The organism is Micromonospora sp. ALFpr18c, from assembly GCF_008868155.1.
GTDB lineage: Bacteria > Actinomycetota > Actinomycetes > Mycobacteriales > Micromonosporaceae > Micromonospora.
Window position 1 is genome coordinate 1 of record NZ_WBKR01000096.1, and the last position, 23182, is coordinate 23182.

At 71.6% G+C, this 23182-nt stretch carries 22 protein-coding genes; 9 read left to right on the plus strand and 13 right to left on the minus strand.

Going from position 1 to position 23182, the window contains the following annotated elements; translation table 11 throughout:
• Position 1: 1 nt before the first annotated feature.
• From F8271_RS17985 to F8271_RS18000, 4 genes are all read right to left on the minus strand, one after another.
• On the minus strand, positions 2-1690 hold the full coding sequence (locus F8271_RS17985; RefSeq protein ID WP_151490927.1) for a methylmalonyl-CoA mutase: 1689 nt from the start codon (positions 1688-1690) through the stop codon (positions 2-4).
• A gap of 94 nt (positions 1691-1784) precedes the next feature.
• Positions 1785-2195, minus strand: coding sequence for an Asp23/Gls24 family envelope stress response protein (locus tag F8271_RS17990; RefSeq protein ID WP_151490928.1), 411 nt, complete (start codon positions 2193-2195; stop codon positions 1785-1787).
• A 93-nt stretch (positions 2196-2288) separates the two neighbouring features.
• On the minus strand, positions 2289-3224 hold the full coding sequence (gene meaB / locus F8271_RS17995; RefSeq protein WP_225854600.1) for a methylmalonyl Co-A mutase-associated GTPase MeaB: 936 nt from the start codon (positions 3222-3224) through the stop codon (positions 2289-2291).
• 44 nt (positions 3225-3268) lie between these two features.
• Positions 3269-4468 carry an acetyl-CoA C-acetyltransferase gene (locus F8271_RS18000; RefSeq protein ID WP_151490930.1) on the minus strand — a complete coding sequence of 400 codons (1200 nt, stop codon included), beginning with the start codon at positions 4466-4468 and terminating at the stop codon, positions 3269-3271.
• Positions 4469-4530: 62 nt separating this feature from the next.
• Here F8271_RS18000 and mce point away from each other — a divergent pair, with 62 nt between their 5' ends.
• The 4 genes from mce (at position 4531) to F8271_RS18020 (ending at position 10661) form a co-directional block, all read left to right on the plus strand.
• On the plus strand, positions 4531-5004 hold the full coding sequence (gene mce, locus F8271_RS18005) for a methylmalonyl-CoA epimerase (protein WP_151490931.1): 474 nt from the start codon (positions 4531-4533) through the stop codon (positions 5002-5004).
• 364 nt (positions 5005-5368) lie between these two features.
• Positions 5369-6724 (plus strand): crotonyl-CoA carboxylase/reductase, encoded by a 1356-nt coding sequence (ccrA, locus tag F8271_RS18010; RefSeq protein ID WP_151490944.1) that lies wholly within the window; start codon positions 5369-5371, stop codon positions 6722-6724.
• Positions 6725-7010: 286 nt separating this feature from the next.
• Positions 7011-8273, plus strand: coding sequence for a DivIVA domain-containing protein (locus F8271_RS18015; protein ID WP_151490932.1), 1263 nt, complete (start codon positions 7011-7013; stop codon positions 8271-8273).
• 177 nt (positions 8274-8450) lie between these two features.
• On the plus strand, positions 8451-10661 hold the full coding sequence (locus F8271_RS18020) for a hypothetical protein (RefSeq protein WP_151490933.1): 2211 nt from the start codon (positions 8451-8453) through the stop codon (positions 10659-10661).
• A gap of 89 nt (positions 10662-10750) precedes the next feature.
• On the opposite strand, the gene F8271_RS18025 is transcribed toward F8271_RS18020, so the two are convergent.
• Positions 10751-11080, minus strand: a complete 330-nt coding sequence (locus tag F8271_RS18025) for a hypothetical protein (RefSeq protein WP_151490945.1) — start codon at positions 11078-11080, stop codon at positions 10751-10753.
• A gap of 344 nt (positions 11081-11424) precedes the next feature.
• Here F8271_RS18025 and F8271_RS18030 point away from each other — a divergent pair, with 344 nt between their 5' ends.
• From F8271_RS18030 to F8271_RS18040, 3 genes are all read left to right on the plus strand, one after another.
• The gene (locus F8271_RS18030) at positions 11425-12204 is read left to right on the plus strand and encodes a helix-turn-helix transcriptional regulator (protein ID WP_151490946.1); all 780 of its coding nucleotides are present in this window, start codon (positions 11425-11427) and stop codon (positions 12202-12204) included.
• Positions 12195-12383, plus strand: a complete 189-nt coding sequence (locus F8271_RS18035; protein ID WP_151490934.1) for a DUF397 domain-containing protein — start codon at positions 12195-12197, stop codon at positions 12381-12383. Before F8271_RS18030 ends, F8271_RS18035 begins: the two co-directional genes overlap by 10 nt.
• 90 nt (positions 12384-12473) lie before the next feature.
• A complete protein-coding gene (locus tag F8271_RS18040) occupies positions 12474-13574 on the plus strand; it encodes an AI-2E family transporter (protein ID WP_225854601.1) in 1101 nt (366 codons plus the stop codon).
• Positions 13575-13578: 4 nt separating this feature from the next.
• On the opposite strand, the gene F8271_RS18045 is transcribed toward F8271_RS18040, so the two are convergent.
• From F8271_RS18045 to F8271_RS18075, 7 genes are all read right to left on the minus strand, one after another.
• Positions 13579-14376 carry an alpha/beta hydrolase gene (locus tag F8271_RS18045; protein ID WP_151490935.1) on the minus strand — a complete coding sequence of 266 codons (798 nt, stop codon included), beginning with the start codon at positions 14374-14376 and terminating at the stop codon, positions 13579-13581.
• Positions 14377-14446: 70 nt separating this feature from the next.
• Positions 14447-14776: a hypothetical protein gene (locus F8271_RS18050; protein ID WP_053658704.1), complete on the minus strand. Its 330-nt coding sequence runs from the start codon at positions 14774-14776 to the stop codon at positions 14447-14449.
• Between the two features lie 58 nt (positions 14777-14834).
• Positions 14835-15938 carry a hypothetical protein gene (locus F8271_RS18055; protein ID WP_151490936.1) on the minus strand — a complete coding sequence of 368 codons (1104 nt, stop codon included), beginning with the start codon at positions 15936-15938 and terminating at the stop codon, positions 14835-14837.
• The gene (locus tag F8271_RS18060; RefSeq protein ID WP_151490937.1) at positions 15935-16429 is read right to left on the minus strand and encodes a SigE family RNA polymerase sigma factor; all 495 of its coding nucleotides are present in this window, start codon (positions 16427-16429) and stop codon (positions 15935-15937) included. The genes F8271_RS18055 and F8271_RS18060 overlap by 4 nt, the downstream gene beginning before the upstream one ends.
• Before the next feature lie 40 nt (positions 16430-16469).
• Positions 16470-18260 (minus strand): 3-hydroxyacyl-CoA dehydrogenase family protein, encoded by a 1791-nt coding sequence (locus F8271_RS18065; protein WP_151490938.1) that lies wholly within the window; start codon positions 18258-18260, stop codon positions 16470-16472.
• 126 nt (positions 18261-18386) lie between these two features.
• The gene (locus F8271_RS18070) at positions 18387-19460 is read right to left on the minus strand and encodes an alpha/beta fold hydrolase (protein WP_370461928.1); all 1074 of its coding nucleotides are present in this window, start codon (positions 19458-19460) and stop codon (positions 18387-18389) included.
• A 39-nt stretch (positions 19461-19499) separates the two neighbouring features.
• Positions 19500-19916, minus strand: coding sequence for an FHA domain-containing protein (locus F8271_RS18075; RefSeq protein ID WP_151490940.1), 417 nt, complete (start codon positions 19914-19916; stop codon positions 19500-19502).
• Between the two features lie 256 nt (positions 19917-20172).
• Here F8271_RS18075 and F8271_RS18080 point away from each other — a divergent pair, with 256 nt between their 5' ends.
• Positions 20173-21669 carry an aldehyde dehydrogenase family protein gene (locus F8271_RS18080; protein ID WP_151490941.1) on the plus strand — a complete coding sequence of 499 codons (1497 nt, stop codon included), beginning with the start codon at positions 20173-20175 and terminating at the stop codon, positions 21667-21669.
• 25 nt (positions 21670-21694) lie between these two features.
• Here the strand turns inward: F8271_RS18080 and nucS are convergent, their stop codons facing one another.
• Positions 21695-22354: an endonuclease NucS gene (gene nucS, locus F8271_RS18085; RefSeq protein WP_151490942.1), complete on the minus strand. Its 660-nt coding sequence runs from the start codon at positions 22352-22354 to the stop codon at positions 21695-21697.
• A 71-nt stretch (positions 22355-22425) separates the two neighbouring features.
• Here nucS and F8271_RS18090 point away from each other — a divergent pair, with 71 nt between their 5' ends.
• Positions 22426-23043: a DUF4126 domain-containing protein gene (locus F8271_RS18090; RefSeq protein WP_151490943.1), complete on the plus strand. Its 618-nt coding sequence runs from the start codon at positions 22426-22428 to the stop codon at positions 23041-23043.
• The last annotated feature ends 139 nt before the right edge of the window (positions 23044-23182 follow it).

Below are 23182 nucleotides of genomic sequence, written 5' to 3' on the forward strand. Positions count from 1 at the left end.
GTTAGAAGCGGGCGGGCTCTCGGTAGGTGCCCCACTCGGCGCGGAGGGCGTCGCAGATCTCGCCGAGGGTCGCCTCGGCGCGGACGGCGTCGAGCATGGCGGGGATCATGTTCTCGTCCGTCCTGCTGGCCTGGACCATCCGGGTGACCGCGGCGCGGACCGCGCCCTCGTCCCGTGCACCCTTGCGCTCGGCGAGCACCCGGCGCTGCTCCAGCTCCACCTCGTGCGAGATGCGCAGGATCTCCAGCTCCTTGGCGACCGTGCCGGTGTGGCAGTTGACGCCGACGATCTTCTTGTCGCCCTTCTCCAGGGCCTGCTGGTAGACGAAGGCCGACTCGGCGATGTGCCCGGTGAACCAGCCGTCCTCGATGCCGCGCAGGATGCCGGAGGTCATCGGGCCGATCTGGTGCGGCCCCTCGCCGCCGAGCTGCCGGATCCGGGCGAAGATCTCCTCCGCCTCGGCCTCGATCTTGTCGGTCAGCGCCTCGACGTACCAGGAGCCGCCGAGCGGATCCGCCACGTTGACCACGCCGGTCTCCTCCATCAGCACCTGCTGCGTTCGCAGGGCGATCTCGGCGGACTCGTCGGTGGGCAGCGCCAGGGTCTCGTCCAGCGCGTTGGTGTGCAGCGAGTTCGTGCCGCCGAGCACCGCGGCGAGGGCCTCGACGGCCGTCCGTACGACGTTGTTGACCGGCTGCTGGGCGGTCAGCGACACCCCGGCGGTCTGCGTGTGGAACCGCAGCCACAGCGCCTTCTCACTGGTCGCGCCGTAGACGTCGCGCAGCCAGCGGGCCCAGATCCGGCGGGCGGCGCGGAACTTGGCGATCTCCTCGAAGAAGTCGACGTGCGAGTCGAAGAAGAAGCTCAGCCCCGGCGCGAAGACGTTCACGTCCAGCCCGCGCGAGAGGCCCAGCTCCACGTACCCGAATCCGTCGGCCAGGGTGTACGCCAGCTCCTGCGCGGCGGTGGAGCCGGCCTCGCGGATGTGGTAGCCGGAGACCGACAGCGGCTTGTAGCGCGGGATCTCGGCGGCGCAGTACTCCATCAGGTCGCCGATCAGGCGCAGGTGCGGCTCGGGGTCGAACAGCCACTCCTTCTGCGCGATGTACTCCTTGAAGATGTCGGTCTGCAGGGTGCCGTCCAGTTTGGACAGGTCGGCGCCCTGCCGCTCGGCGGCCACCAGGTACATGCAGAACACCGGCACCGCCGGCCCGGAGATGGTCATCGAGGTGGTGACGCCGGCCAGGTCGATGCCGTCGAAGAGCGCCTGCATGTCGGTGGCGGTGTCGATCGCGACGCCGCAGTGCCCGACCTCGCCGAGGGCCTGCGGGTCGTCCGAGTCGCGGCCCATCAGCGTCGGCATGTCGAACGCGACCGAGAGGCCGCCACCGCCGGCACCGAGGATCATCTTGTAGCGCTCGTTGGTCTGCTGGGCGTTGCCGAAGCCGGCGAACTGCCGGATCGTCCAGGTCCGCCCGCGGTAGCCGGTCGGGTACAGACCCCGGGTGTACGGGTACTCGCCCGGCCAGCCGATCCGCTCGAAGCCCGGGTACGCGCTGCCCTCCGGCGGCCCGTAGACCGGATCCACCGGCATCCCGGAGAGCGTGGTGAAGTCGGCGTCACGCTTGCGCGCGGCGTCGTACCGGGCCTGCCAGCGTGCCCGTCCGGCGTCGATCTCGTCGGCGTCCATGCGCAGGGCTCCTCCTCGGTCCTCGACTGCACGTCGAGTGTAGAGCCCTCGCCTGAACGATCGCTAAGTCACGCCGTACCGGCGGGTAACCAGGTCAGACGGTGGGAGCGGCGGGGCCACCCATCGCCACGTCGTCGACCCGGATGTTGACCTCGTCGACCCGCAGCCCGTACGCCTCGACGGCCTCGGTGACCCGGGCACGCACCTCGCCGGTGATCTCCGGCACCGGCTGACCGGCCTCGATCACCAGCACCAGGTTGACCACGGCGGCGTCCCCGGTCACGTGGGCCGAGCAGCCCCGCCGGGCGTCGCCCACCTGGTCCAGCCCGACCCGGTCGAGCACCGAGTTGAAGAACCGGGCCACGTCCCCGCCCAGCTCGGCCACGCCGGGCACCGCGCGGGCCGCCGCCACGGCGATCTTCTCGATCACCTCGTCGGAGACGTGCGTCGTACCGCCGGCCGGCACCGATGCCGTGCTCAGCTCCTGCGTCGCCTCGTGATCCATGCCCGCTCCCCTGCTCCTCGTGCCGACCCCACCGCCGTGTGGCGGTGCGAGCCTACAAGGACGAGGTGCCGCCGAGGTGTCCCCGGTGGACGGTCAGCGGGCGAGCTGGGCGAGCAGCGTGTCCGCCGCCGCGTACGGGTCGAGGGCACCCTCGGCCACCCTGGCGGCGAGCGTGCTCAGCTCCGTACCGTCGCGCAGGGAGCCGATCCGGGCGCGGAGGGTGCCGAGCGCGATGGCCTCGACCTCGGCGGCGGCCCGCGCCTCCTGGCGGCGGCGCAGCTCGCCGTGCTCGACCAGCCAGCCACGGTGCTTGTCGATCGCGGCGGCGATGTCGTCGATGCCCTCACCCCGCGCGGCGACCGAGCGGACCACCTGCGGTCGCCACTGCCCCGGCCCGCGCTCACCGAGGGCGATCATGCCCTGGATGTCGCGGACGGTGGCGTCGACGCCGTCCCGGTCGGCCTTGTTGACCACGAACACGTCGGCGATCTCCAGGATGCCGGCCTTGACCGCCTGGATCGCGTCGCCCATCCCGGGTGCGAGCAGCACCAGCGTGGTGTCGGCCAGCGAGGCGACCTCCACCTCGGCCTGCCCGACGCCGACGGTCTCCACCAGCACCACGTCGCAACCGGCGCCCTCCAGCACGCGGACCGCCTGGGGCGTCGCCGCGGACAGCCCGCCGAGGTGCCCCCGGCTGGACATGGACCGGATGTAGACGCCCGGATCGGTCGCGTGGTCCTGCATCCGCACCCGGTCGCCGAGGATCGCGCCGCCGGTGAACGGGCTGGACGGGTCGACCGCCAGCACCCCCACCCGGTGCCCGCGCGCCCGCAGCGCGCGGACCAGCTCGTTGGTGGTGGTCGACTTGCCCACCCCGGGGGAGCCGGTCAGCCCGACGACCTGGGCCTGCCCGGCGTACGGCGCGAGCGCGGCGGCGATCTCCGGCAGCAGCGTGTCGCCGTTCTCCACCAGCGTGATCAGCCGGGCCACCGCGCGGGGGTCACCCGCGCGGGCCCGCTCGACCAGCATCGGTACGTCCCGGCTGCGGCGCACCGACGTGGTCACCTCTGCGCTCACTTGTCGGTCTCAGCCTTACCCGGCACGTGGATGATCAGCGCGTCGCCCTGGCCACCGCCGCCACAGAGCGCCGCGGCGCCGGTGCCGCCGCCGCGCCGCTTCAGCTCCAGGGCGAGAGTGAGGACGAGACGCGCGCCGGACATGCCGATCGGGTGCCCCAGCGCGATCGCGCCGCCGTTGACGTTGACCCGGTCCGGGCTGACGCCGAGGTCACGGGTGGACTGGATGCCGACCTGCGCGAACGCCTCGTTGATCTCGATGAGGTCCAGGTCCTCGACGCTCAGGCCACCCTTCTTCAGGGCGTGGTTGATCGCGTTGGACGGCTGCGAGTGCAGGGAGTTGTCCGGGCCGGCGACGTTGCCGTGCGCGCCGACCTCGGCCAGCCAGGTCAGGCCCAGCTCGTTGGCCTTGGCCTTGCTCATCACGACCACGGCCGCCGCGCCGTCGGAGATCGGCGAGGAGCTGCCGGCGGTGATGGTGCCGTCCTTGGTGAACGCGGGACGCAGCTTGGCCAGCGACTCGGCGGTCGTGTCCGGGCGGATGCCCTCGTCGTCGCTGATCACCAGCGGGTCACCCTTGCGCTGCGGGATCACCACGGGGGTGATCTCCTCGGCGAAGTGGCCGTTCTTCTGCGCGGCGGCGGCCCGCTGGTGGCTGGCCGCGGCGAACGCGTCCTGCTCCTCGCGGGAGATGCCGTGCTTCGTGCCGAGACGCTCGGTCGACTCGCCCATCGAGCAGCAGTCCCAGGCGTCGCTGAGCCCGTCGTGCGCCATGTGGTCCTTGACCACCACGTCGCCGTACTTGTAGCCGGAGCGCTGGCCCAACAGCAGGTGCGGGGCGTTGGTCATCGACTCCATGCCGCCGGCCACCACGATGTCGAACTCGCCGGCCCGGATCAGCTGGTCGGCCAGGGCGATCGCGTCCAGGCCGGAGAGGCAGACCTTGTTGATCGTCAGCGCCGGCACGGACATCGGCACGCCCGCCTCGACGGCCGCCTGGCGGGCCGGGATCTGGCCGGTGCCGGCCTGCAACACCTGCCCCATGATCACGTACTGGACCTGGTCGGGGCTGACCCCGGCACGCTCCAGCGCCGCCGAGATCGCGATCCCGCCGAGCTTGGTGGCCGGGAGGTCCTTGAGGTTGCCCAGCAGCCGCCCCATCGGGGTGCGCGCGCCGCTGACGATCACCGAAGCCATGCCTGCCTCCGAGGGGGGTGCCGAGCTGTACGCCTTAACGATTGTTCGGTCAGACTAGCGCCATGGCTGAGAACTCCCCCGCCGAGCCCGGTGCGGACTACGTCACAGACATCGGGCTTCGCAAGATTGACCACGTCGGGATCGCCGTGGCCGACCTGGACGCCGCGATCGACTTCTACCAGCGGACGTTCGGGATGCGTTGCGTACACGTCGAGACCAACGCCGAGCAGGGCGTCCGGGAAGCGATGCTGACCGTCGGGCCGACCACCGAGGGTGGCTGCGTGCAGTTGCTCGCCCCGCTCACCCCCGAGTCGACGATCGCGAAGTTCCTCGACCGCAACGGGCCGGGCGTGCAGCAGGTCGCGTACACCGTGGCGGACATCGACGCGGCCTGCGCGGCACTGCGCGAGCGCGGGGTACGACTGCTCTACGACGAGCCGCGACGCGGCACCGCCGACAGCCGGATCAACTTCGTGCACCCGAAGGACGCCGGCGGCGTGCTGATCGAGCTGGTCGAGCCCGCCGCCGGCCACTGACCCGCCCCTGCGGGCGCCCCGCCGGGCGCCGTCCTACCGCCCTGCCGTCCAAGATCCGCACAACATCCGGGATGTGGTGGTCTCCGCCCGCCGTGAGGCCACTACATCCCTGACGTTGCGGCCACCCGGCGGCGTCCGGCGCACGTCAGTGCGCGGTTGGCGGGGTGCCTGGACACCTTCACGCATCGGCGGATGCAGTTTTTCACAGAGGACTTCCGGCTTTAGCTACCGTTCAGTAACGTCCCGGCCCACAGGAGCGCGACCGGTGCCGGATGTGTCGAATGCCGACATGGCGGTCGTGCCCACCGGCGCCGACGATGGCAGCACCCGGGCCCGTACGGGTGCGGACGAACCGGAGGTCACCGTGCAGGACATCCTCGAAGCGATCATGGCGGCGGAGGAATCGAACGATCCGGACCGCGAGCTGGCCGGCGTCGCCGGGCTGCCGGTACCGGAGAGCTACCGGGGTGTGGTCGTCCGCGCCGAGGAGTCGCGGATGTTCGACGGCATGGCCACCCGGGACAAGGACCCCCGCAAGGCGTTGCACGTGCAGGAGGTGCCGACCCCGGAACTCGGGCCGGGCGAGGCGCTGATCGCCGTGATGGCGAGCGCGATCAACTACAACACGGTGTGGACCAGCATCTTCGAGCCGGTGTCCACCTTCACGTTCCTCCGGCGCTACGGGCGGATCTCCGAGCTGACCCGCCGGCACGACCTGCCGTACCACGTGGTCGGCTCGGACGCCGCCGGCGTGGTGCTGCGCACCGGCCCCGGGGTCACCCGGTGGGCGGCCGGCGACGAGGTCGTCGCACACTGTCTCTCCGTCGAGTTGGAGGACGCGGCCGGGCACGACGACACCATGCTCGACCCGCAGCAGCGGATCTGGGGCTTCGAGACCAACTTCGGCGGCCTGGCCGAGCTGGCCGTGGTCAAGGCCAACCAGCTGATGCCCAAGCCGCGCCACCTGAGCTGGGAGGAGGCGGCGAGCCCGGGGCTGGTCAACTCGACCGCGTACCGCCAGCTCGTCTCGCACCACGGCGCCAACATGAAGCAGGGCGACGTGGTGCTGATCTGGGGCGCGTCCGGCGGCCTCGGCGGGTACGCCACCCAGATGGCACTCAACGGCGGCGCGATCCCGGTCTGCGTCGTCTCCTCGCCGGAGAAGGCCGAGCTGTGCCGCCGGATGGGCGCGGAGCTGGTCATCGACCGGGCCGCGGAAGGTTTTCGGTTCTGGAAGGACGAGGAGACCCAGGACCCGGACGAGTGGCGGCGCCTCGGCGAACGGATCCGCGAGCTGACCGGCGGCGAGGACCCGGACATCGTCTTCGAGCACCCGGGCCGGGAGACGTTCGGCGCGAGCGTCTACGTGGCCCGGCGCGGCGGCACCATCGTCACCTGCGCGTCCACCAGCGGCTTCCAGCACCAGTACGACAACCGCTACCTGTGGATGCACCTCAAGCGGATCGTCGGCAGCCACTTCGCCAACTACCACGAGGCGTGGCAGGCCAACCGGCTGGTCGCGCTCGGCAAGGTGCACCCGACGGTGTCGCGCACGTACCCGTTGGAGCAGACCGGCCAGGCGGCGTACGAGGTGCACCGCAACGCCCACCAGGGCAAGGTCGGGGTGCGTTGCCTCGCCCCCACCGACGGGCTGGGCGTTCGCGACGGGGAACTGCGGGCCCGACACGAGGACGCGATCAACCGGTTCCGGGGGCACTGACCGGGCCACCGGCCGGACGGATGAGCACCGGATGGCCAATGCGGTGATCGGCCATTGTTCTTCCACCCTCATTTGCGCAACGCCGCTCGGGATCGAACAAAGGGCCACGGGACATCCCCGTGGCCCTTTTCCATGTCACGCTGCGTGGCGTCCGACCCGCCCGGGACCTGCCAAGATCGGCGATTGGTCCGGCATCGCCGAGCGCGGGAGTTGACCATGTAAAGAGGACACGAAAGCTGCGCACCGCTCTTGCGAAGCACCCTGGGGCGTCTGCCAGTATGTCCCAATGCCCCAGCAGCAGTCCTCCCCTCTCGCGTTCTTCGATAACGCGAACTCGCAGCCAGATTTCACCGTTGGCCTGCGCGGATACAACACTCACCAGGTCGATGACTTCCTCGGCCGGATGACCGCCGCGCTGACCCAGTCCGAGCAGGCCCGTGCCGAGGCCGAGCAGCGGATGAACGACGCCCAGCGTCGGCTCCGCCAGGCCGAGCAGCGCATGAGTGCGCTGGAGCAGAAGCTCGCCGACACCAACAAGCAGCTCGAAGAGAACAGCCGGCCCACCCTCTCCGGGCTCGGCACCCGCGTCGAGCAGATCCTCCGGCTCGCCGAGGAGCAGGCCAACGACCACCGCAACGAGGCCAAGCGCGAGTCGGAGGGCATCCTCTCCGCCGCCCGCCTCGAGGCCCGTGAGATCACCGACAAGGCCCGCGCCGAGGCCGCCGCGATGAAGGCGAGCGCCGAGCGCGAGGCCGGCAACCTGCGTACCGCCGCCGAGCGCGAGGCCGCCGAGGTCCGGGTGCAGGCCCGCCGCGAGGCCGACACGCTGCGCGCGGACGCCGACCGCGAGACCAAGCAACTGCGCACGGTCACCGCGCACGAGGTGGCCGAGCTGAAGTCGACCGTGGAGCGGGAGGTGGCCACCCTGCGCGCCACCGCCGAGCGGGAGATCACCCAGCAGCGGGCCAAGGCGGCCCGCGAGGCCGAGGAGAAGCGCGCCGAGGCGACCAAGCTGCTCACCGACGCGCGGGACAAGCGCGACAAGGATCTGCAGGCCCTGGAGCTCCAGTTGGCCGAGCGGCGGGAGAAGGCGGAGCGCGAGGAGTCCGAGCGGCACGCCGCCCAGGTCGCGCAGACCCAGAAGCTGGTCAGCGAGGCTGAGCAGCGGGCGCGGGCCGCGCAGGAGCGGGCCAAGGAGATCGAGCAGCGCGCCGAGGCCCGCCGGGTCGAGTCGGAGCGCAACGCCGCCGAGACGGTGGACAAGGCCAAGGCCCTGTCCGAGAAGACGCTCAACGAGGCCAAGGCCGAGTCGCAGCGCCTGCTCACCGAGGCCCGCACCGAGGCGGAGCTGACCACGCAGGCCGCCCGCCGCGAGGTCGAGGACCTCACCCGGCAGAAGGACGCGGTCACCTCGCAGCTCGGCCAGATGCTCTCCGGGCTCGCCGGGATCGTCCCCGGGGTGCCGGCGTCGGCAGCTCCGGCGGCCAAGCCGGAGGCCAAGAAGACCGACGGTGGTCAGGAGCGGGTGACCGCGGAGACCGCCGGCTGACGCCAGGCGTCAGGTCGGGGCATCGACGGCGCGAGGTGACACCGGGTAACCGGTGTGACCTCGCGCCGTATGCGTTTCCCAGCCCGTGGCACGCAGTGCCGCGAATGGAGTGAAGTAGGTCCCACAAGGGGCGTCCGTATCGCCCCAGCCGGAGCCGATGCGTGTGAGGATGGGGGCATGTCGCACGGCGAGGAACTGTTCGCGCTCGGCGGGGACGTGACGACGGAGCCCAGCTTCGAGTCCGCTCTGCGGGGGTACGAAAAGAAACAGGTCGACCGGTACGTCGCGCGTGCCGAGCACGAGATCGCGACCCTCGCCGCCGAACGGGAACAGGCCTACACACAGATCCACAAACTCGCCGGCCAGGTCGAGGTGCTGCAACGCGACCTCACCCAGGTACGCAAGCAGATGAATGTGGTGGACCGGGCGTCGTTCCGACACCTGGGCCCCCGGGTCGAGTCGATCCTCACCCTCGCCGAGGAGCAGGCCGAGCAGATCCTGTCGGCGGCCAACGAGGAGATCGAGGCCCGTCGTACCGCTGCCGAGCACATCATCGAGGAGGCCCGGGAGCAGGCCGGGCGGGCACTGAAGGACTTCGAGATCGCCCTCGCCGCGCGGCGCGCGGAGGAGGAGCGGCACAGCGCCTCCCGGCGTGCCGAGGCGGAGGCGACGCTTCAGGCGGCGAAGGATGAGTCGGCGAAGCTGCGCAAGGCGGCACAGGACGCGTTGGCGAAGGCCCAGCAGGAGGCCACCCAACTGCGGGACACCGCCAAGGAGATCCACACTCGGGCTCAGCAGGAGTCCACCAAGCTGCGCGAGGCGGCCCGCGAGGCGCTGACCACCGCCCGGCAGGAGGCCAGCGAGCTACGCGAGGCCGCCAAGGAGGTGCACGCCAAGGCGCAGCAGGAGGCAAAGCGGCTCACCGACACCGCGACCGAGGCGGGCCGGGCCACCCACGCCAAGGCGCAGCAGGAGGCCAAGCAGATCATCGACGACGCGTCGATGGCCGGCCGGGCCACCCGGGCCAAGGCGCAGCAGGAGGCGGAGCGGCTGACCACGCAGGCCACCGAGTCGGCCAAGCGCAACCGGGCCGAGACCGAGGCGTACGTCCAGCGGATGCGCACCGAGACCGAGGCGTACGTCAAGCACGCCCGCGCGCAGACCCAGCAGGAGCTGGGCGCCTGGCGCGCCGGGGTGGAGCAGGAGGTCAACTCCCGGCGGGAGGCGGCCGACCGGGAGCTGGCCCAGCGGCGGTCCACGGCCGAGCAGGAGTACGCGAAGCGCCGCGACGAGCTGGACAAGCAGCACGCCTCCCGTCAGCAGGAGCTGGAGGCCGGGTTCACCAGCCGTCAGCAGGAGCTGGAGAGCACCTTCACCGGCCGCCAGCAGGAGTTGGAGTCGAGCTTCACCGCCCGCCGCGACGAGCTGGAGACCGAGTACTCGACCCGCAAGGAGACGCTGGAGACCGAGTACACCGGCCGCAAGAACGAGATCGAGCAGGGTGCCGAGGCGATCCGCCTGGCGGCCGAGCGGGACGCGTCGGCCCTGCGCGAGCGCGCCGAGTCGGAGGCCGCCGAGCTGCTGAGCCGGGCCGAGGCCGAGGCGGGCGACAAGCGCCGCAAGGCCGACGAGCACGTCGCGGCGTCGCGTCGCCAGTTCGAGGAGTACGCGGCCACCACCCAGCAGCACCTCGCCACCACGCAGCAGCACCTGGCGGCCACCCAGCAGGAGTCGGCGGCCGGCCGGCAGCAGCTCGCCCAGGTGATGTTGGAGATCGCGCAGGCCCAGCAGCAACTCGCTGACCTGCGGCAGGAGACGTGGAGGGCCCGGCAGGAGTCCGACGAGATCGAGCGGCGGATGGCCGAAGTGCGGCTGCACAGCACCACCGGCCCGATCGACGGCCCGACCGCGCCGGCGGCGGGCGATCGCCCCGACGACGCGCCGGCGACCGGCGAGGCTTCCGCCGTACCCGCGACCGTGGCGACCAGCGGCGGGAACGGCCCGGCCGACGACGCCGGTACCGACGGACCGACCAAGACCGCGACCGTTGCGGCCGGCGGCGGGAACGGCCCGGCCGGCGGCGACGGTGCGGCCGGTGGTCTCAAGGTCGCGCCCGACGGCGTTGCGCAGCCGGTGAACGCCAGCGCCGACGATTCCGGGCAGTCGACCACGCGACCGGTGGCCGAGCCGGTGACCACTGTCGACGGTGGCACGGCCAGCGCCGGGGTCGACGGCGAGCCGACGGTGGCGGCCGTTCCGGGCGAGGGTGGCCGGGACGCCAAGCCGACCAAGATCACCAGCACCGGCGAGAACGGCAAGCGCCCCAGCAAGCCGACCACCGACGAGCGCAGTGCCAAGCCCAGCAAGGTCACGATCGAGAAGGACTGACGGACGCCCACACCGAGCGTCGAGATCTTGGACAGTTTCCGTTAGGACGTGACGGAAACTGTCCAAGATCTGCACGGAGCCAGCAGGGTCTAGCTGACGTGCGGGGGTGGATCGATGATCGGGCGGCGGAACGGCCCCCACGCCACGAAACGTTCGAACAACTCCCTGGGCGTCGGCCCGTCGTAGGGATTGAGCTGGTACAGGTCGTGTGCTGCCTCGTGGTAGAGCCCGGCCAGGTAGATGGTCAGCGCGGCAGGATCTTCGTCGAACTCCGCCTTGAGCAGCAGCCGGGCGTCCGCACAGGGCCAGGGTCGGCCGTCGGCCCGGCAGCGCCACATGGGTCGCAGCGGAGTGTGCGGCGTCCGCGCACCGCAGGGTCGGGGGAACGCGGGGTACGGCCCAAGTCGCGGCTGGGGCAGCCCCGATGCCGGCGTACGGCCCCGGCCACCCGATCCAGAGCCCGACGGCGTGCATCTCGACCGGGGCGCCGCGGTGACGGGCAGCGCGCGACCGGCACGGCGAGAACTGGGCATGGGTACCTCCTCGACTGGAAACGGTTGCGCCGCCGGGAACAGGGCTTGAGGCGACGACAGCCGCACGATCCGGTACGTGACAGTCTGCTGACCAGGCCACTACGTTCGGAAGGCACCACCGTGTTCGACGGCGGCGCTGTGTCGACGGCACGGCGCGCCGGGACAGTTGGTGGAATCGACCCACGACCTGCGGAGGCACTGTGGAAGGCGACGCCGCGCCGACGGCTGACATGATCCGCGCGCAGTTGCGTCGGCTGCGGACCGCCGCCGGGATGAGCCAGGAGGATTTCGGCCGTCTGGTCCACTATCCCGGCTCGATGGTGTCGGCACTGGAGCTGGGCCAACGACCCCTGGACCGGCTGTTCCTGGCCCGCGCCGACGAGGTGCTGACCACCGACGGCCTCCTCGTCCACCTGCTCGAGCTCGCGGAGCGGGACGGTCAGCCGAGCTGGTTCCGTCCGTGGCTGGACGCCGAGCGCAGCGCCCGCCAACTGCGGTGTTTCCAACCCACGCTGATCCCGGGGCTGCTACAGACCGAGAACTACGCCCGCGCCGTTATCCGTTGCGACGACCTGCTCAGCGACGACGAGGTGGAACGCCGGGTCCACGCCCGCCTGGACCGCCAGTCGCTGCTGATGCAGCCGGATCCGCCGCAGTTCGTGGCGGTGGTGGACGAGTTGGTGCTGCGGCGGTCCGGCGAGGAGGTCCGCGGCTTGATGGTCGAGCAGCTCACCCACCTCGTCTCGAGCATGGAGCGACCACACGTCAGCCTGCACGTCATTCCGGCCGACGTCGGGCTGCACGTCGGCCTCTCCGGGCCGTTCAACCTGGCCCGTGGTGCCGACGGTGGTTGGGTTGGGCACATGGAGCACCAGATTGACGGTCTCGTCGTGGATGGCGACCATGAGGTGGCTACGCTGCTGGCGCGCTGGGAGATGATCAGAAGCAGTGCGTTGTCCCGCCGCCAGTCGATCGAACTGATGAAGGAAGTTGTGACCTCATGGACCTGACCGGCGCGCTCTGGCGCACGTCCAGCCGTAGCGGTAACGGTGAGTGTGTCGAGGTGGCGGACAACCTGCCCGGGGTGGTGGGGGTGCGGGACAGCAAGGACCCGTCCGGCACGGTGCTGGTCTTCGCGCCGGCCGCGTGGCGGGCGTTCGTGGCCGCCACCCGTCGTCCCACCGCCTGAGCCGGGAGGTCCCTGGTGCCGCAGCATGACCCGTCCGGCGACGACCCGGACGTGACCCCCGAGTCCTCCTCGGCCCAGGCACCCGCGCCGGTGCCGGTCCCCGCCCCGGGAATCGACCCCGACGAGCCGCCGGCGGTCCCGTCCGGGAAGTTCGGCACTCCGGGGCGTCCGCTGCGGCGCAGCAGTTTCCTGATCGGCTTCACCGGCGCGTTGGGCGTGCTGCTGGCGTACACCCTCTATCTGGGGATTCGCAACGCCGGCGGCATCCTGGTGCTGGTGGTGATCGCGCTCTTCCTCGCGGTCGGCCTCAACCCGGCGGTGGTGCGGCTGCGCCGGTGGGGCGTGCCGCACGGCCTTGCGGTCGCGGTGGTCGCGTTGACCGTGGTGTTGCTGATCTGCGGCGGCGTGGTGGCGTTGGTCCCGCCGATCGTGACGCAGTCCGGGCAGTTCATCGACCAGATCCCCAGCCTGCTTGAGGAGTTGCGCCGCAACCCGACGGTCAACGACCTGGTGGAGCGGTACGACGTGGTGGAGCGGGTGCAGGGCGCGGCGAACGCGGACACCATCGGCCGGGCACTGGGCGGGGTGCTCGGCGGGGCCCAACTGATCTTCGGCACGGTGTTCCGGACACTGACCGTGCTGGTGCTGACCATCTACTTCCTGGCGTACTTCAACCGGCTGCGTTCCCTGGGCTACGCGTTGGTGCCCCGCTCGCGGCGGGAGCGGGTGCAGCTGATCGGCGACGAGATCCTGACCAAGGTCGGCGCGTACATGGTCGGGGCCCTGAGCATCGCGGTGCTGGCCGGCGCGACCACCTTCGTGTTCGCGTTGATCGTCGGGCTGCCGTACCCGTTCGCGTTGGCCGTGGTCGTCGCGGTGACCGACCTGATCCCACAGATCGGCGCCACCCTCGGTGCGGTGATCGTGAGCCTGGTCGGCTTCGCCGCCGACCTGCCCACCGGCATCGCCTGCGCGGTGTTCTTCCTGATCTATCAGCAGGTGGAGAACTACCTGATCTACCCGAAGGTGATGCGGCGCTCGGTGGAGGTCAACGAGGTGGCCGCCCTGCTGGCCGCGCTGCTCGGGGTGGCCCTGCTGGGCGTGGTGGGTGCGCTGATCGCCATCCCGACGGTGGCCGCGCTGCAACTGATCCTGCGTGAGGTGGTGCTGCCCCGGCAGGAGCGGCGCTGACCCGTCAGTCGCCCGGCCGGGGCACGGGGGTGTCCGCGAAGGCCGCCACCGTCCGGTCGGCGTACGCGCTGACGTCGCCGGCCTCCATCGGGCCGTCCCAGGTGGTCGGCAGGGGCACCTCGACCGCGGGGTTGACCCGGCGGACGATCTCGTCGAGCACGGTCTCCGCGTCGCCGACCCAGAGGTGCTTGGCGCCCGGCACCCCGACGACCTCGGCCTGCGGCACGGCCGCGAACCGCTCCCGCGCCTCCGCCGGGCGCAGGTAGTCGTCGAACTCCGGCACCAGCGCCACCAGCGGCCGACCGGAGCCGGCCCAGGTGGCCAGGTCGTCCGGTGTCGAGAAGCGCAGCGGCGGGGAGAGCAGGATCGCGCCGGCGATGGCCGGGTCACACCCGTACTTGAGGGCCAGGTCGGTGCCGAACGACCAGCCGACCAGCCAGATGTTGGGCAGTTCGGCGAACTCCGCGTACTCGATGGCGGCGGCCACGTCGAAACGTTCGCCCACCGCACCGTCGAAGGCCCCCTCGCTGGTGCCGCGCACACTGCTGGTGCCGCGGGTGTTGAACCGCAGCACGGCCACGTCGGCCAGCGCGGGCAGCCGCCAGGCCGCCTTGCGGAACACGTGGCTGTCCATCATTCCGCCGTGGGTGGGCAGCGGGTGCAGGCAGACCAGGGTGGCGACCGGCGGTCGCTGCGCCGGCAGGGCCAACTCGCCGACCAGCCGCAGACCGTCGGCGGTGTGCAGCTCGATGTCCTCCCGACGACCGGGCAGGATCGACGACGCGCGGATCGGTGTGCTCACCGCCCAAGTCTGTCGCGAAGTCGCCGCCGCCGCCCGCCCAGGCGGGAAGAGGGTGATCCAGGTCGCTCGCTCAGTAGCGCGGGGTGCCCCGGCCGCGCTGCACCGCCGGGCCGCGCCGCTCCCGGGCACGCCAGCAGCCGCTGTGCCAGTGCCGCCGGTCGGTCAGGTCACCCAGGCCGTCCGCCGGCCAGGCCACCAGGTGCGCCACCCCGGGTCGGATCTCCTGGTCACAACCGGGGCAGCGGTACGTCTTGACCGACGCGCCCGCGCCGATCCCGCGCACCTGCCAGGCACCGTCGGTCCACTGCTGCACCGAGGCGACACCCTGCCGGACCCGGTCGGCATCCAGGTTGGCGTTCTCGTCCCGGCGAGGGCGATTGCGACGGGGGCTCACAGTCACCAAGCGTACGTTCCGCCGGACGGACCAGCCCCGGGGGCGGTCCGTCCGACGGCTGCGCTCACTTCCAGCTCTGCGGCCGCGTCGGGTCGTCGACGACCCGCGCCCCCGCCAGCACGGTCGTCGCGTCCGCCTCGGTGAAGCCGCTCGTCGCGCCCGGCTCGGCGTCGGCCGGCCGCCGCCCCTCCCACTGCCAGTTGAAGCTGACGCTCACCGTCGTCCGGGGGATGCCGAGCAGATCCAGGGTCGACCCGTCCGCGGAGAGGTTCGCGGGGCGGCCAGCGATGGTCCGGTTCCCCTCGGTCCGGGTGCCGGCCCCGCTCGCGTAACGGTAGGTCACGAACATGATCTGGTTCGCCGCCCGCCCGAGGGTGAAGTCCGAGGTGACCAGCTTCGGGTACGCGCTGACGTCGACCGAGCAGGTGTTGATCGGCGCGCCGTCGGGCAGGGCGTCGAGCCGCAGCGGCACGGCGCACGAGCGGGCCTCGTTCCAGCGCAGTGCCCCGACCGCCCGCTCCAGCCCGGCGCGGTCCCCCTGCAGGATGACGGCACGGGCGTACAGACCCGGTGCGGGATTCCAGGACGTGACCAGCCCACTCGCGCCGCCACTCGTCGGGTGGATCGTGCCGTCGAAGGACTGGATCCCCAGCCTGGCCACGTCGACCTCGACGTTGCCGAACGAGACGCTGGTGGACAACGATTCCGGCGTACGGCTCACCTGGACATGCACCGGTTGGTCGTCCCGCACGCTGAGCCGTACCGACTCGGTGTGGCCCCGGACGACCGACCAGCCCAGGTAGCGCACCCGGGTCGGGTCGAGGCCGAAGTGCAGCACCGTCGGATCGCTGCCGACCAGCGCCGGGTCGGCGGCGGCACCGAGCACCCCGTCGACCCGGGGCGGCACTGGCGTGGCGCCGGCGGGCGTGGCGGCGGGCCTGGCGGCGGTCCAGGGCAGTCGACCGGTCAGCCCGTCGGGGCCCGTCCCGGTCACCCCCACCACGCCGAGCGCCCCGACCAGGGACAACGCGGTCCCGGCGGCGACCCGGCGGTGCAGTTGACGGCGGCGGCCGCGCGCGCGGGACGCCCGCAGCAGCCGGTTGGTGTCGACGTCGCCCTCGGCACGCTCTCGCAGGGTCTGGGCGATCTGTTCGTCGAGGTCGATCACGGCCGGCTCCCGTTCTTGGCCGGGGCACCGCAGCGCTCCCGGAGGTTCGCGAAGGCCCGCATCGCATGGGTGCGGACGGTGACCGGCGAGCAGTCCAGGATCTGGGCGATCGTCGCGTCGTCGAGGTCCTCGTAGTAGCGCAGCACCAGCACCGCCCGCTGGCGGTCGGGCAGGCCGAGGATCAGCCGCCACATCTCGTCCCGGTCGGCCACCTCGCCGCCGAGGTCGCCGCGCTGCGGGCGGTCGGCGACGGTGTCGACGGCCAGCTCGCGGCTGGACCGGCGGCGCCACCAGGAGTTGTTGGCGTTGACGAGCATCCGACGCACGTACACGTCGGGACGGTCGGCCCGGGAGATCCTGCGCCAGTGCACGTACGCCCGGGACAGCACGTCCTGGGTGAGGTCCTCGGCCCGGTGCTCGTCGCCGGTCAGCAGCCGCGCCAGCCGGACCAGGGCCGGGCCGCGGCTGGCGACGTACTCCTCGAAGGTCACACCATGCAGACGCGGCCGGGACGTTCCGGCGTTGACCCGGTCAGCGGTGCGAGTGGTCGCGGAATCCCCGGCGGGTCTTGCGGCCCAGGTAGCCGGCGGTGACCAGGTGCTCCAGCAGTGGCGCGGGCGCGAAGCCCGGCTCGCGCAGCTCCAGGTACAGCTCCCGCTGGATGGCCAGCGAGACGTCCAGTCCGACCACGTCGAGCAGCTCGAACGGGCCCATCGGGTAGCCGCAGCCCAGCTTCATCGCGTGGTCGATGTCGTCGGCGGTGGAGTAGCTGGCCTCCAGCATCTTCACCGCGTCGTTCAGGTACGGGAAGAGCAGCGCGTTGACGATGAACCCGGACCGGTCGCCGCAGACCACGCCGGTCTTGCCGAGCGCGGCGCAGACCGCGCGGGCGGTGGCGGTGGCCTCCGGCGAGGTGCGGATGGTGCGGACGACCTCGACCAGCGGCATGACCGGCGCCGGGTTGAAGAAGTGCAGCCCCACCACGTCGGCCGGCCGCTGGGTGGCCATCGCCACGTCGATCACCGGCAGGGAGGAGGTCGTGGTGGCCAGCACCACGCCCGGCTTGCAGATCTCGTCGAGGCTGGCGAAGAGCGCCTTCTTGACGCTCAGCTCCTCGACCACCGCCTCGACCACCAGGTCGACGTCGGCGAGGTGGTCGAGGGTGCCCGACCAACTGATCCGGCCGAGCGCGGCGTCCCGGTCGGCCTCGGCCAGCTTGCCGCGCACCACGCCCTTGTTCAGCGAGGTCTTCACCGCCTCGCAGACCGTCGCGGACTTCTCCGCGCCGCGGGTCACCGAGACGACCTCGTAGCCGGCCTTCGCGAACACCTCGATGATCCCGGTGGCCATCGTCCCGGAGCCCACGACGCCGACCTTGGCGATGGCTCGCGCGCCGTCGGCGAGCGCGGCCTCCGTGGCCGGCGGCGTCGCCTCATCCGGTACGACCACCGGGGAGCCGGGCCGCTCGTAGGTGTAGAAGCCCCGGCCGGACTTCCGGCCGAGCAGTCCCGCCGTCACCATCTGCTTGAGCAGCGGCACCGGGGCGTGCCGGCGGTCCCGCCCGCCGCGCCGGTACATGGTGTCCAGGATCTCGTACGCGGTGTCCAGGCCGATCAGGTCCATCAGCGCGAGCGGGCCCATCGGCAGGCCGCAGCCGAGCTTCATCGCGGCGTCGATGTCCTCCCGGGTCGCGTAGTGCGACTCGAACATGCCGACGGCGTGGTTGAGGTAGCCGAAGAGCAGCGCGTTGGCGATGAAGCCGGCCCGGTCGTTGATGGTGACGTCGACCTTGCCGAGCCGGCCGCAGAGCGCCTCGACGTCGGCGACCACCTCGGGCGAGGTGACGACCGTGCGGACCACCTCGACCAGCTTCATCACCGGGGCCGGGTTGAAGAAGTGGATGCCGATCACCTGGTTGGGCCGGGTGGTGGCGACCGAGATCTCGGTGACGCTCAGCGACGAGGTGTTGGTGGCCAGGATGGTCTCCGGCCGGCAGACCCGGTCCAGTTCCGCGAAGATCCGCTGCTTGAGGTCGAGGTGCTCGGGCACCGCCTCGATGACCAGGTCCACGGAGTGCAGCGCGTCCAGGCCCACCGCGAAGTGGACCCGCTCGTGCAGGGCGTCCCGGTCCGCTGCCGCGAGCTTGCCCTTGGCGACGGCCCGGTCGGTGGAGCCGGTGAGGGTGGCCCGGCCGCGTTCCAGCGCCGGCTCGGAGATCTCGACCGCGACCACGTCAATGCCGTTGCGGGCGAAGACCTCGACGATGCCGGCACCCATGGTGCCCAGCCCCACCACACCCACGGTGCTGAACTCGCGCGCCACGACCGGCCTCCCCAGACACTCCACACGGCCACTGAACGGCCGCTAAGGTTATGCGCGCGAGTCTGCCACGTGACGCTTGGTTGTCGAGACGCCGTGGCATATTTCACCCACGGTGCCCCAGTGCCCCTAGACGGCCGGCACGTCGGTCAGGGCCAGCAGCTCCGCGACGAACTCCGCCGGGCGTTCCAGGTGCGGGCTGTGCCCGCAACCGGGCAACACCACCTCGTGGTACGCGCCGCCGGCCGCCGCGTACCGCTCCAGCACCGCCCGGGTCTGGCCGACCATCGGCTGCGGCGGGCAGACCTCCTCCCCGGGCCAGCCGGGCAGCACGCCCAGCGAGCCCAGGTACGCCAGGTCGAACAGCGAGGTGTCCGACACGATCACGTCGGCGCCCCCGCGTACCCAGGTGACCGGCGGCTTGTCGGCCACAGCGACCAGTTCGTCGGCGAGCCGGAACCAGGTCGGCGCGAGCGCGTTGAGCACTCCCCGCTCCCCCGGCGCCATGCCCGGCCAGTTCTCCGACGGCACCGCCGTGCCCGGATAGTTGTCGTCGCCGGTCGCCGTCGACAGCAGGCTGTCCAGCAGCAGCTCCTCGTCCGTGTCCAGCGAGGCCGGGTCGGCCACGTAGGTGGCCCGCAGCACGGCGCGTGGGCTGGCCTGCGCCTCGGCGCCGCGGTCACCGGCGGCGAGCCGAGCGGTGAAGTCCCGGTTCGCCGTGCCGCCACCGGTACCGGCGAAGTCGGGGGTGGTCGGTGTGCCCGCCACGTCCCGGGTGCCGCCGAAGCCGTACGGGGAGACCGGCGCGGCGAGCAGCAGCGCGCGGACCCGTTCCGGGTGGTCGACGAGCAGCCGCATCGCCACCCCGCCGCCGAGGGAGTGCCCGACCACCACGGGGGTCGCGTCGCTGCCGCCGAAGAGCGTCGGGTCGTCCAGCAGTGCGGCCACATCGTCGGCGAAGTCCCGCAGGCCGCGGGTGGCGTCCACCGGCGCGGTCTCGGAGTCGCCGTAGCCACGCAGGTCCGGTGCGACCACCCGCAGCGTCGGCGGCAGCCGCCGGATCAGTGGCTCCCAGAACAGGGACGACGAACAGTTGCCGTGGATCAGCAGCAGCGGCGTGCCGTCCGGGGGGCCGGCCACCCGTACCGCCTGGGTGATGCCGTTGGCCGTGACGGTCCGTTGCTCGGTCTCCATCCGCGGCATGCTGCCACGGCGCTCCGCGCCGGTCCAGACCCCCGACGCCTAGCGCCGCGCGGTGGGCGGCGCCGCCAGCGGCAACGGCAACGTCGGCCGAACGTCACGCCGGGACGGGCCGAACCTGAGCCCGACCGGATCGGTGTGCGCGACCCCCGGGTCGAACAGGCGCAGCTCGGTACGGCCGATCCGGATCACGTCGCCGTCGGAGAGCAACTCGGTCCCGGTGATCCTGCGGTCGTTGAGCCAGGTGCCGTTCGTCGAGCCCAGGTCCCGCAGCGACGCGCCCTCCGGGGCCAGCCACACCTCCGCGTGCCGGCGGCTCAAGTGGGGATCGTTGATGACCACGTGACCGGTCGGCGCTCGACCGATCACCTGTGGCTCGGCCCGCAGCCGAAAACTCGCCCCGCGCATCGGCCCACCGGCAACCGTCAACAACGGCAGCAACTCTGGATGTTCCTCCATGGACAGTCAGCCCTCCACCCCACACCGTCACTCCGCGCGTCAGCTTGCCATCAGACGGTAATCGTCAATACCGACCAGCCGGTCAGCTCCTCGTCACCTCCCGGTCACCTTGTGTTCGACGATTCGGGCGACGGAGAGTCTCCACCCAGGGTCTGACCTGCCCTGATCAACGAGTGGGCGGATCGATGCGACTCCCGTCCGGCCGGGTCGGAATCGCGGCCTACCGATGAGTAATCTTCGGGTCTAGACTGCCACCATGACGGCTGTCCATGTCCCTGGCACGCCTCTCGTCGATGCCGGCCACCTGGTTTCCACCAGTCCGGCCACCGGCGCCGAGGCCGGCCGCCTCCCGCTCGCCACCGAGGCCGACGTGCGGCAGGCCGTCGACCGCGCCCGCGCCGCTGGTGAGTGGTGGGTCGGGCTGGGCTTCAGCGGCCGTCGCGCGCGGCTGCTGCGCTGGCGCGCCCTGCTCGCCAAGCGGATCGAACAGCTCGCCGAGTTGGTGCACGTCGAGGGCGGCAAACCGGTCGCCGACGCGATCGTCGAGATCGTCACCGCGATCGAACACATCGACTGGGCCGCCCGCAACGCCGGCCGGGTGCTCGGCCCGCGCCGGGTGCGGTCCCGCCTCATCCTCGCCGAGTTCTCCGGGCACCTCGAATACCAGCCGTACGGCGTGGTCGGCGTCATCGGGCCGTGGAACTATCCGGTGTTCACCCCGATCGGCTCCGCCGCGTACGCCCTCGCCGCCGGCAACGCCGTGGTGCTCAAGCCGAGCGAGTACACGCCCGCCGCCGGCCAGTGGCTGGTGGACAGCTTCGCCGAGGTGGTGCCCGAGCAGCCGGTGTTCACGGCGGTGCACGGGCTGGGCGACGTGGGCGCGGCGCTCTGCCGTTCCGGGGTCGGCAAGTTGGCCTTCACCGGCTCCACCGCGACGGCCCGGAAGGTGATGGCCGCCTGCGCCGAGACACTGACCCCGGTGCTGATCGAGGGCGGCGGCAAGGACGCCATGATCGTCGACAGCGACGCCGACCTGGACGCCGCCGCCGAGGCGTGCGTCTGGGGCGGCATGACCAACGCCGGTCAGACCTGCATCGGCATCGAGCGGGTGTACGCCGTCGACCCGGTCTTCGACGCCTTCGTCGACAAGGTGGTGACCCGCGCCGGCCGGTTGACCGTCGGGCCGGAGGGCACCGACATCGGCCCGATCACGATGCCCGGCCAGCTCGACGTCATCCGCCGCCACATCGACGCCGCCATCGCCTCCGGCGGACGCGCCGTGCTGGGCGGCCCGAACGCGGTGCAGCCGCCATACGTCCACCCGACCGTCCTCGTGGACGTCCCGGAGGACTCGGCCGCCGTCCGCGAGGAGACCTTCGGGCCCACGCTGACCATCAGCCGGGTCCGCGACGCCGACGAGGCCGTCGACCGGGCCAACGCCCTGCCGTACGGCCTGGGGGGTTCGGTCTTCGGCCGGCGACGCGCGGTGGCCATCGCCCGGCGGCTGCGCTCCGGCATGGCCTCGGTCAACTCCAGCCTGACCTTCGCCGGAACGTCGACGCTGCCGTTCGGCGGAGTCGGTGACTCCGGCTTCGGGCGCACCCACGGGGAGGACGGGCTGCGCGAGTTCGGTCGCGCCAAGGCCATCACCAAGCGGCGTGCCCGGTCACTGCTGCCGTCGATGACCTTCGAGCGCACCCCGACCGACGTGGCACGACTCATCAAGGTCATCAAGACGATGTACGACAGGTGAGTGTCGGAACCCGGCGCGTGAGCGGTCAGAAGAGGGTCAGCTCGTCCTTCTCGATGCCGCGCAGCTTGTCGTAGTCCACCACCACGCACCGGATACCCCGGTCGGTGGCGAGCACCCGCGCCTGCGGCTTGATCTCCTGCGCGGCGAACACCCCGGTGACCGGGCTGAGCAGCGGATCACGGTTCATGAGTTCCAGGTAGCGGGTCAGCTGCTCCACACCGTCGATCTCACCGCGCCGCTTGACCTCGACGGCCACCGCGCCGGAGTTCGCGTCCCGACAGAGCAGGTCGACCGGGCCGATCGCCGTCATGTACTCGCGGCGGACCAGCGTGTACCCCTCACCCAACGCGCCCGGGTTGGCGGCCAGCAGCTCCTGGAGATGCGCCTCCACCCCGTCCTTACGCAGACCCGGATCCACTCCGAGCTCGTACGAGGTGTCCTGGAAGATCTCGTCCAGGGTGATCCGCAGTTCCTCGCCAGCCTTGTTGACCACCCGCCACACGCCGGGGGCCTCCTCCAACCGACACGGTGGGCTCATCCAGTTCAACGGCTTGTACGCCCGGTCGTCGGCATGGATCGACACCGACCCGTCCGCCTTCACCATCAACAACCGGGTGGCCAGCGGCAGGTGAGCCGACAGCCGTCCGACGTAGTCCACCGAGCACTTCGCAATGACCAACCGCACCCGACGAGGGTAGCCGAGCACCCCCCGGTCGCCACCGAGCGGCACTGGCACGTCGGTGCGATGCTGAGACTGTGCTCGAAGTCCTCACCGGTACCGGCCTCGCCGCCTCGGCAGGGTTGAACGCCTACATACCCCTGCTCACCCTCGGCCTGCTCGCCCGCTACACCGACCTGATCGACCTGCCCAGCGGCTGGACGTGGCTCGGCAACGGCTGGGTCATCGTCATCCTGGCCGTACTGCTCGCCGTGGAGATGGTGGCCGACAAGGTGCCGGTGGTCGACCACATCAACGACGTCGTGCAGACCGTGGTCCGACCCACCGCAGGCGGCCTCGCCTTCGGTGCCGGATCATCGTCGGAGACGGTCACCGTCAGTGACCCGGGAAGCTTCTTCTCCACCCACCAGTGGGTGCCGGTGGCCACCGGCGTAGTGCTCGCGTTCGGCGTCCACCTGCTCAAGTCCGCCGCACGCCCGGTCGTCAACGCGACCACCGCCGGGTTTGGCGCCCCGGTGGCCAGCACCGCCGAGGACGCCACCAGCGTGATCGTCTCACTCGTGGCGGTCATCCTGCCGGTACTGGTCCTGGTCTTCCTGCTCGCCCTGGTGTTCTTCGTCTTCTGGTTCGTCCGCCGCCGCTCCGAACGACGCCGCGAACGAGAGGCGGCCCGCGCCGCCGGCTTCCGCGTCTGACACCGAACATGCCGAAGGCCGGCACCCTGTGCGGGTGCCGGCCTTCGGTGTTGTTCTGCGGGTCAGCTGTTCCAGTGCTGGTTGACCAGGTCGGTGGCCTGCTGTTCCCACTGGGCGTAGGCGTCCGGGTAGGCCGACA

What these genes read in the sequence shown, in the direction of transcription:
- F8271_RS17985 (WP_151490927.1), bottom strand. Translation starts at nt 1,690, where the DNA reads ATGGACGCCGACGAGATCGACGCCGGACGGGCACGCTGGCAGGCCCGG.
- F8271_RS17990 (WP_151490928.1), bottom strand. Translation starts at nt 2,195, where the DNA reads ATGGATCACGAGGCGACGCAGGAGCTGAGCACGGCATCGGTGCCGGCC.
- meaB (WP_225854600.1), bottom strand. Translation starts at nt 3,224, where the DNA reads ATGCTGGTCGAGCGGGCCCGCGCGGGTGACCCCCGCGCGGTGGCCCGG.
- F8271_RS18000 (WP_151490930.1), bottom strand. Translation starts at nt 4,468, where the DNA reads ATGGCTTCGGTGATCGTCAGCGGCGCGCGCACCCCGATGGGGCGGCTG.
- mce (WP_151490931.1), top strand. Translation starts at nt 4,531, where the DNA reads ATGGCTGAGAACTCCCCCGCCGAGCCCGGTGCGGACTACGTCACAGAC.
- F8271_RS18015 (WP_151490932.1), top strand. Translation starts at nt 7,011, where the DNA reads ATGCCCCAGCAGCAGTCCTCCCCTCTCGCGTTCTTCGATAACGCGAAC.
- F8271_RS18020 (WP_151490933.1), top strand. Translation starts at nt 8,451, where the DNA reads ATGTCGCACGGCGAGGAACTGTTCGCGCTCGGCGGGGACGTGACGACG.
- F8271_RS18030 (WP_151490946.1), top strand. Translation starts at nt 11,425, where the DNA reads ATGATCCGCGCGCAGTTGCGTCGGCTGCGGACCGCCGCCGGGATGAGC.
- F8271_RS18035 (WP_151490934.1), top strand. Translation starts at nt 12,195, where the DNA reads ATGGACCTGACCGGCGCGCTCTGGCGCACGTCCAGCCGTAGCGGTAAC.
- F8271_RS18070 (WP_370461928.1), bottom strand. Translation starts at nt 19,460, where the DNA reads ATGCCGCGGATGGAGACCGAGCAACGGACCGTCACGGCCAACGGCATC.
- F8271_RS18075 (WP_151490940.1), bottom strand. Translation starts at nt 19,916, where the DNA reads ATGGAGGAACATCCAGAGTTGCTGCCGTTGTTGACGGTTGCCGGTGGG.
- F8271_RS18080 (WP_151490941.1), top strand. Translation starts at nt 20,173, where the DNA reads ATGACGGCTGTCCATGTCCCTGGCACGCCTCTCGTCGATGCCGGCCAC.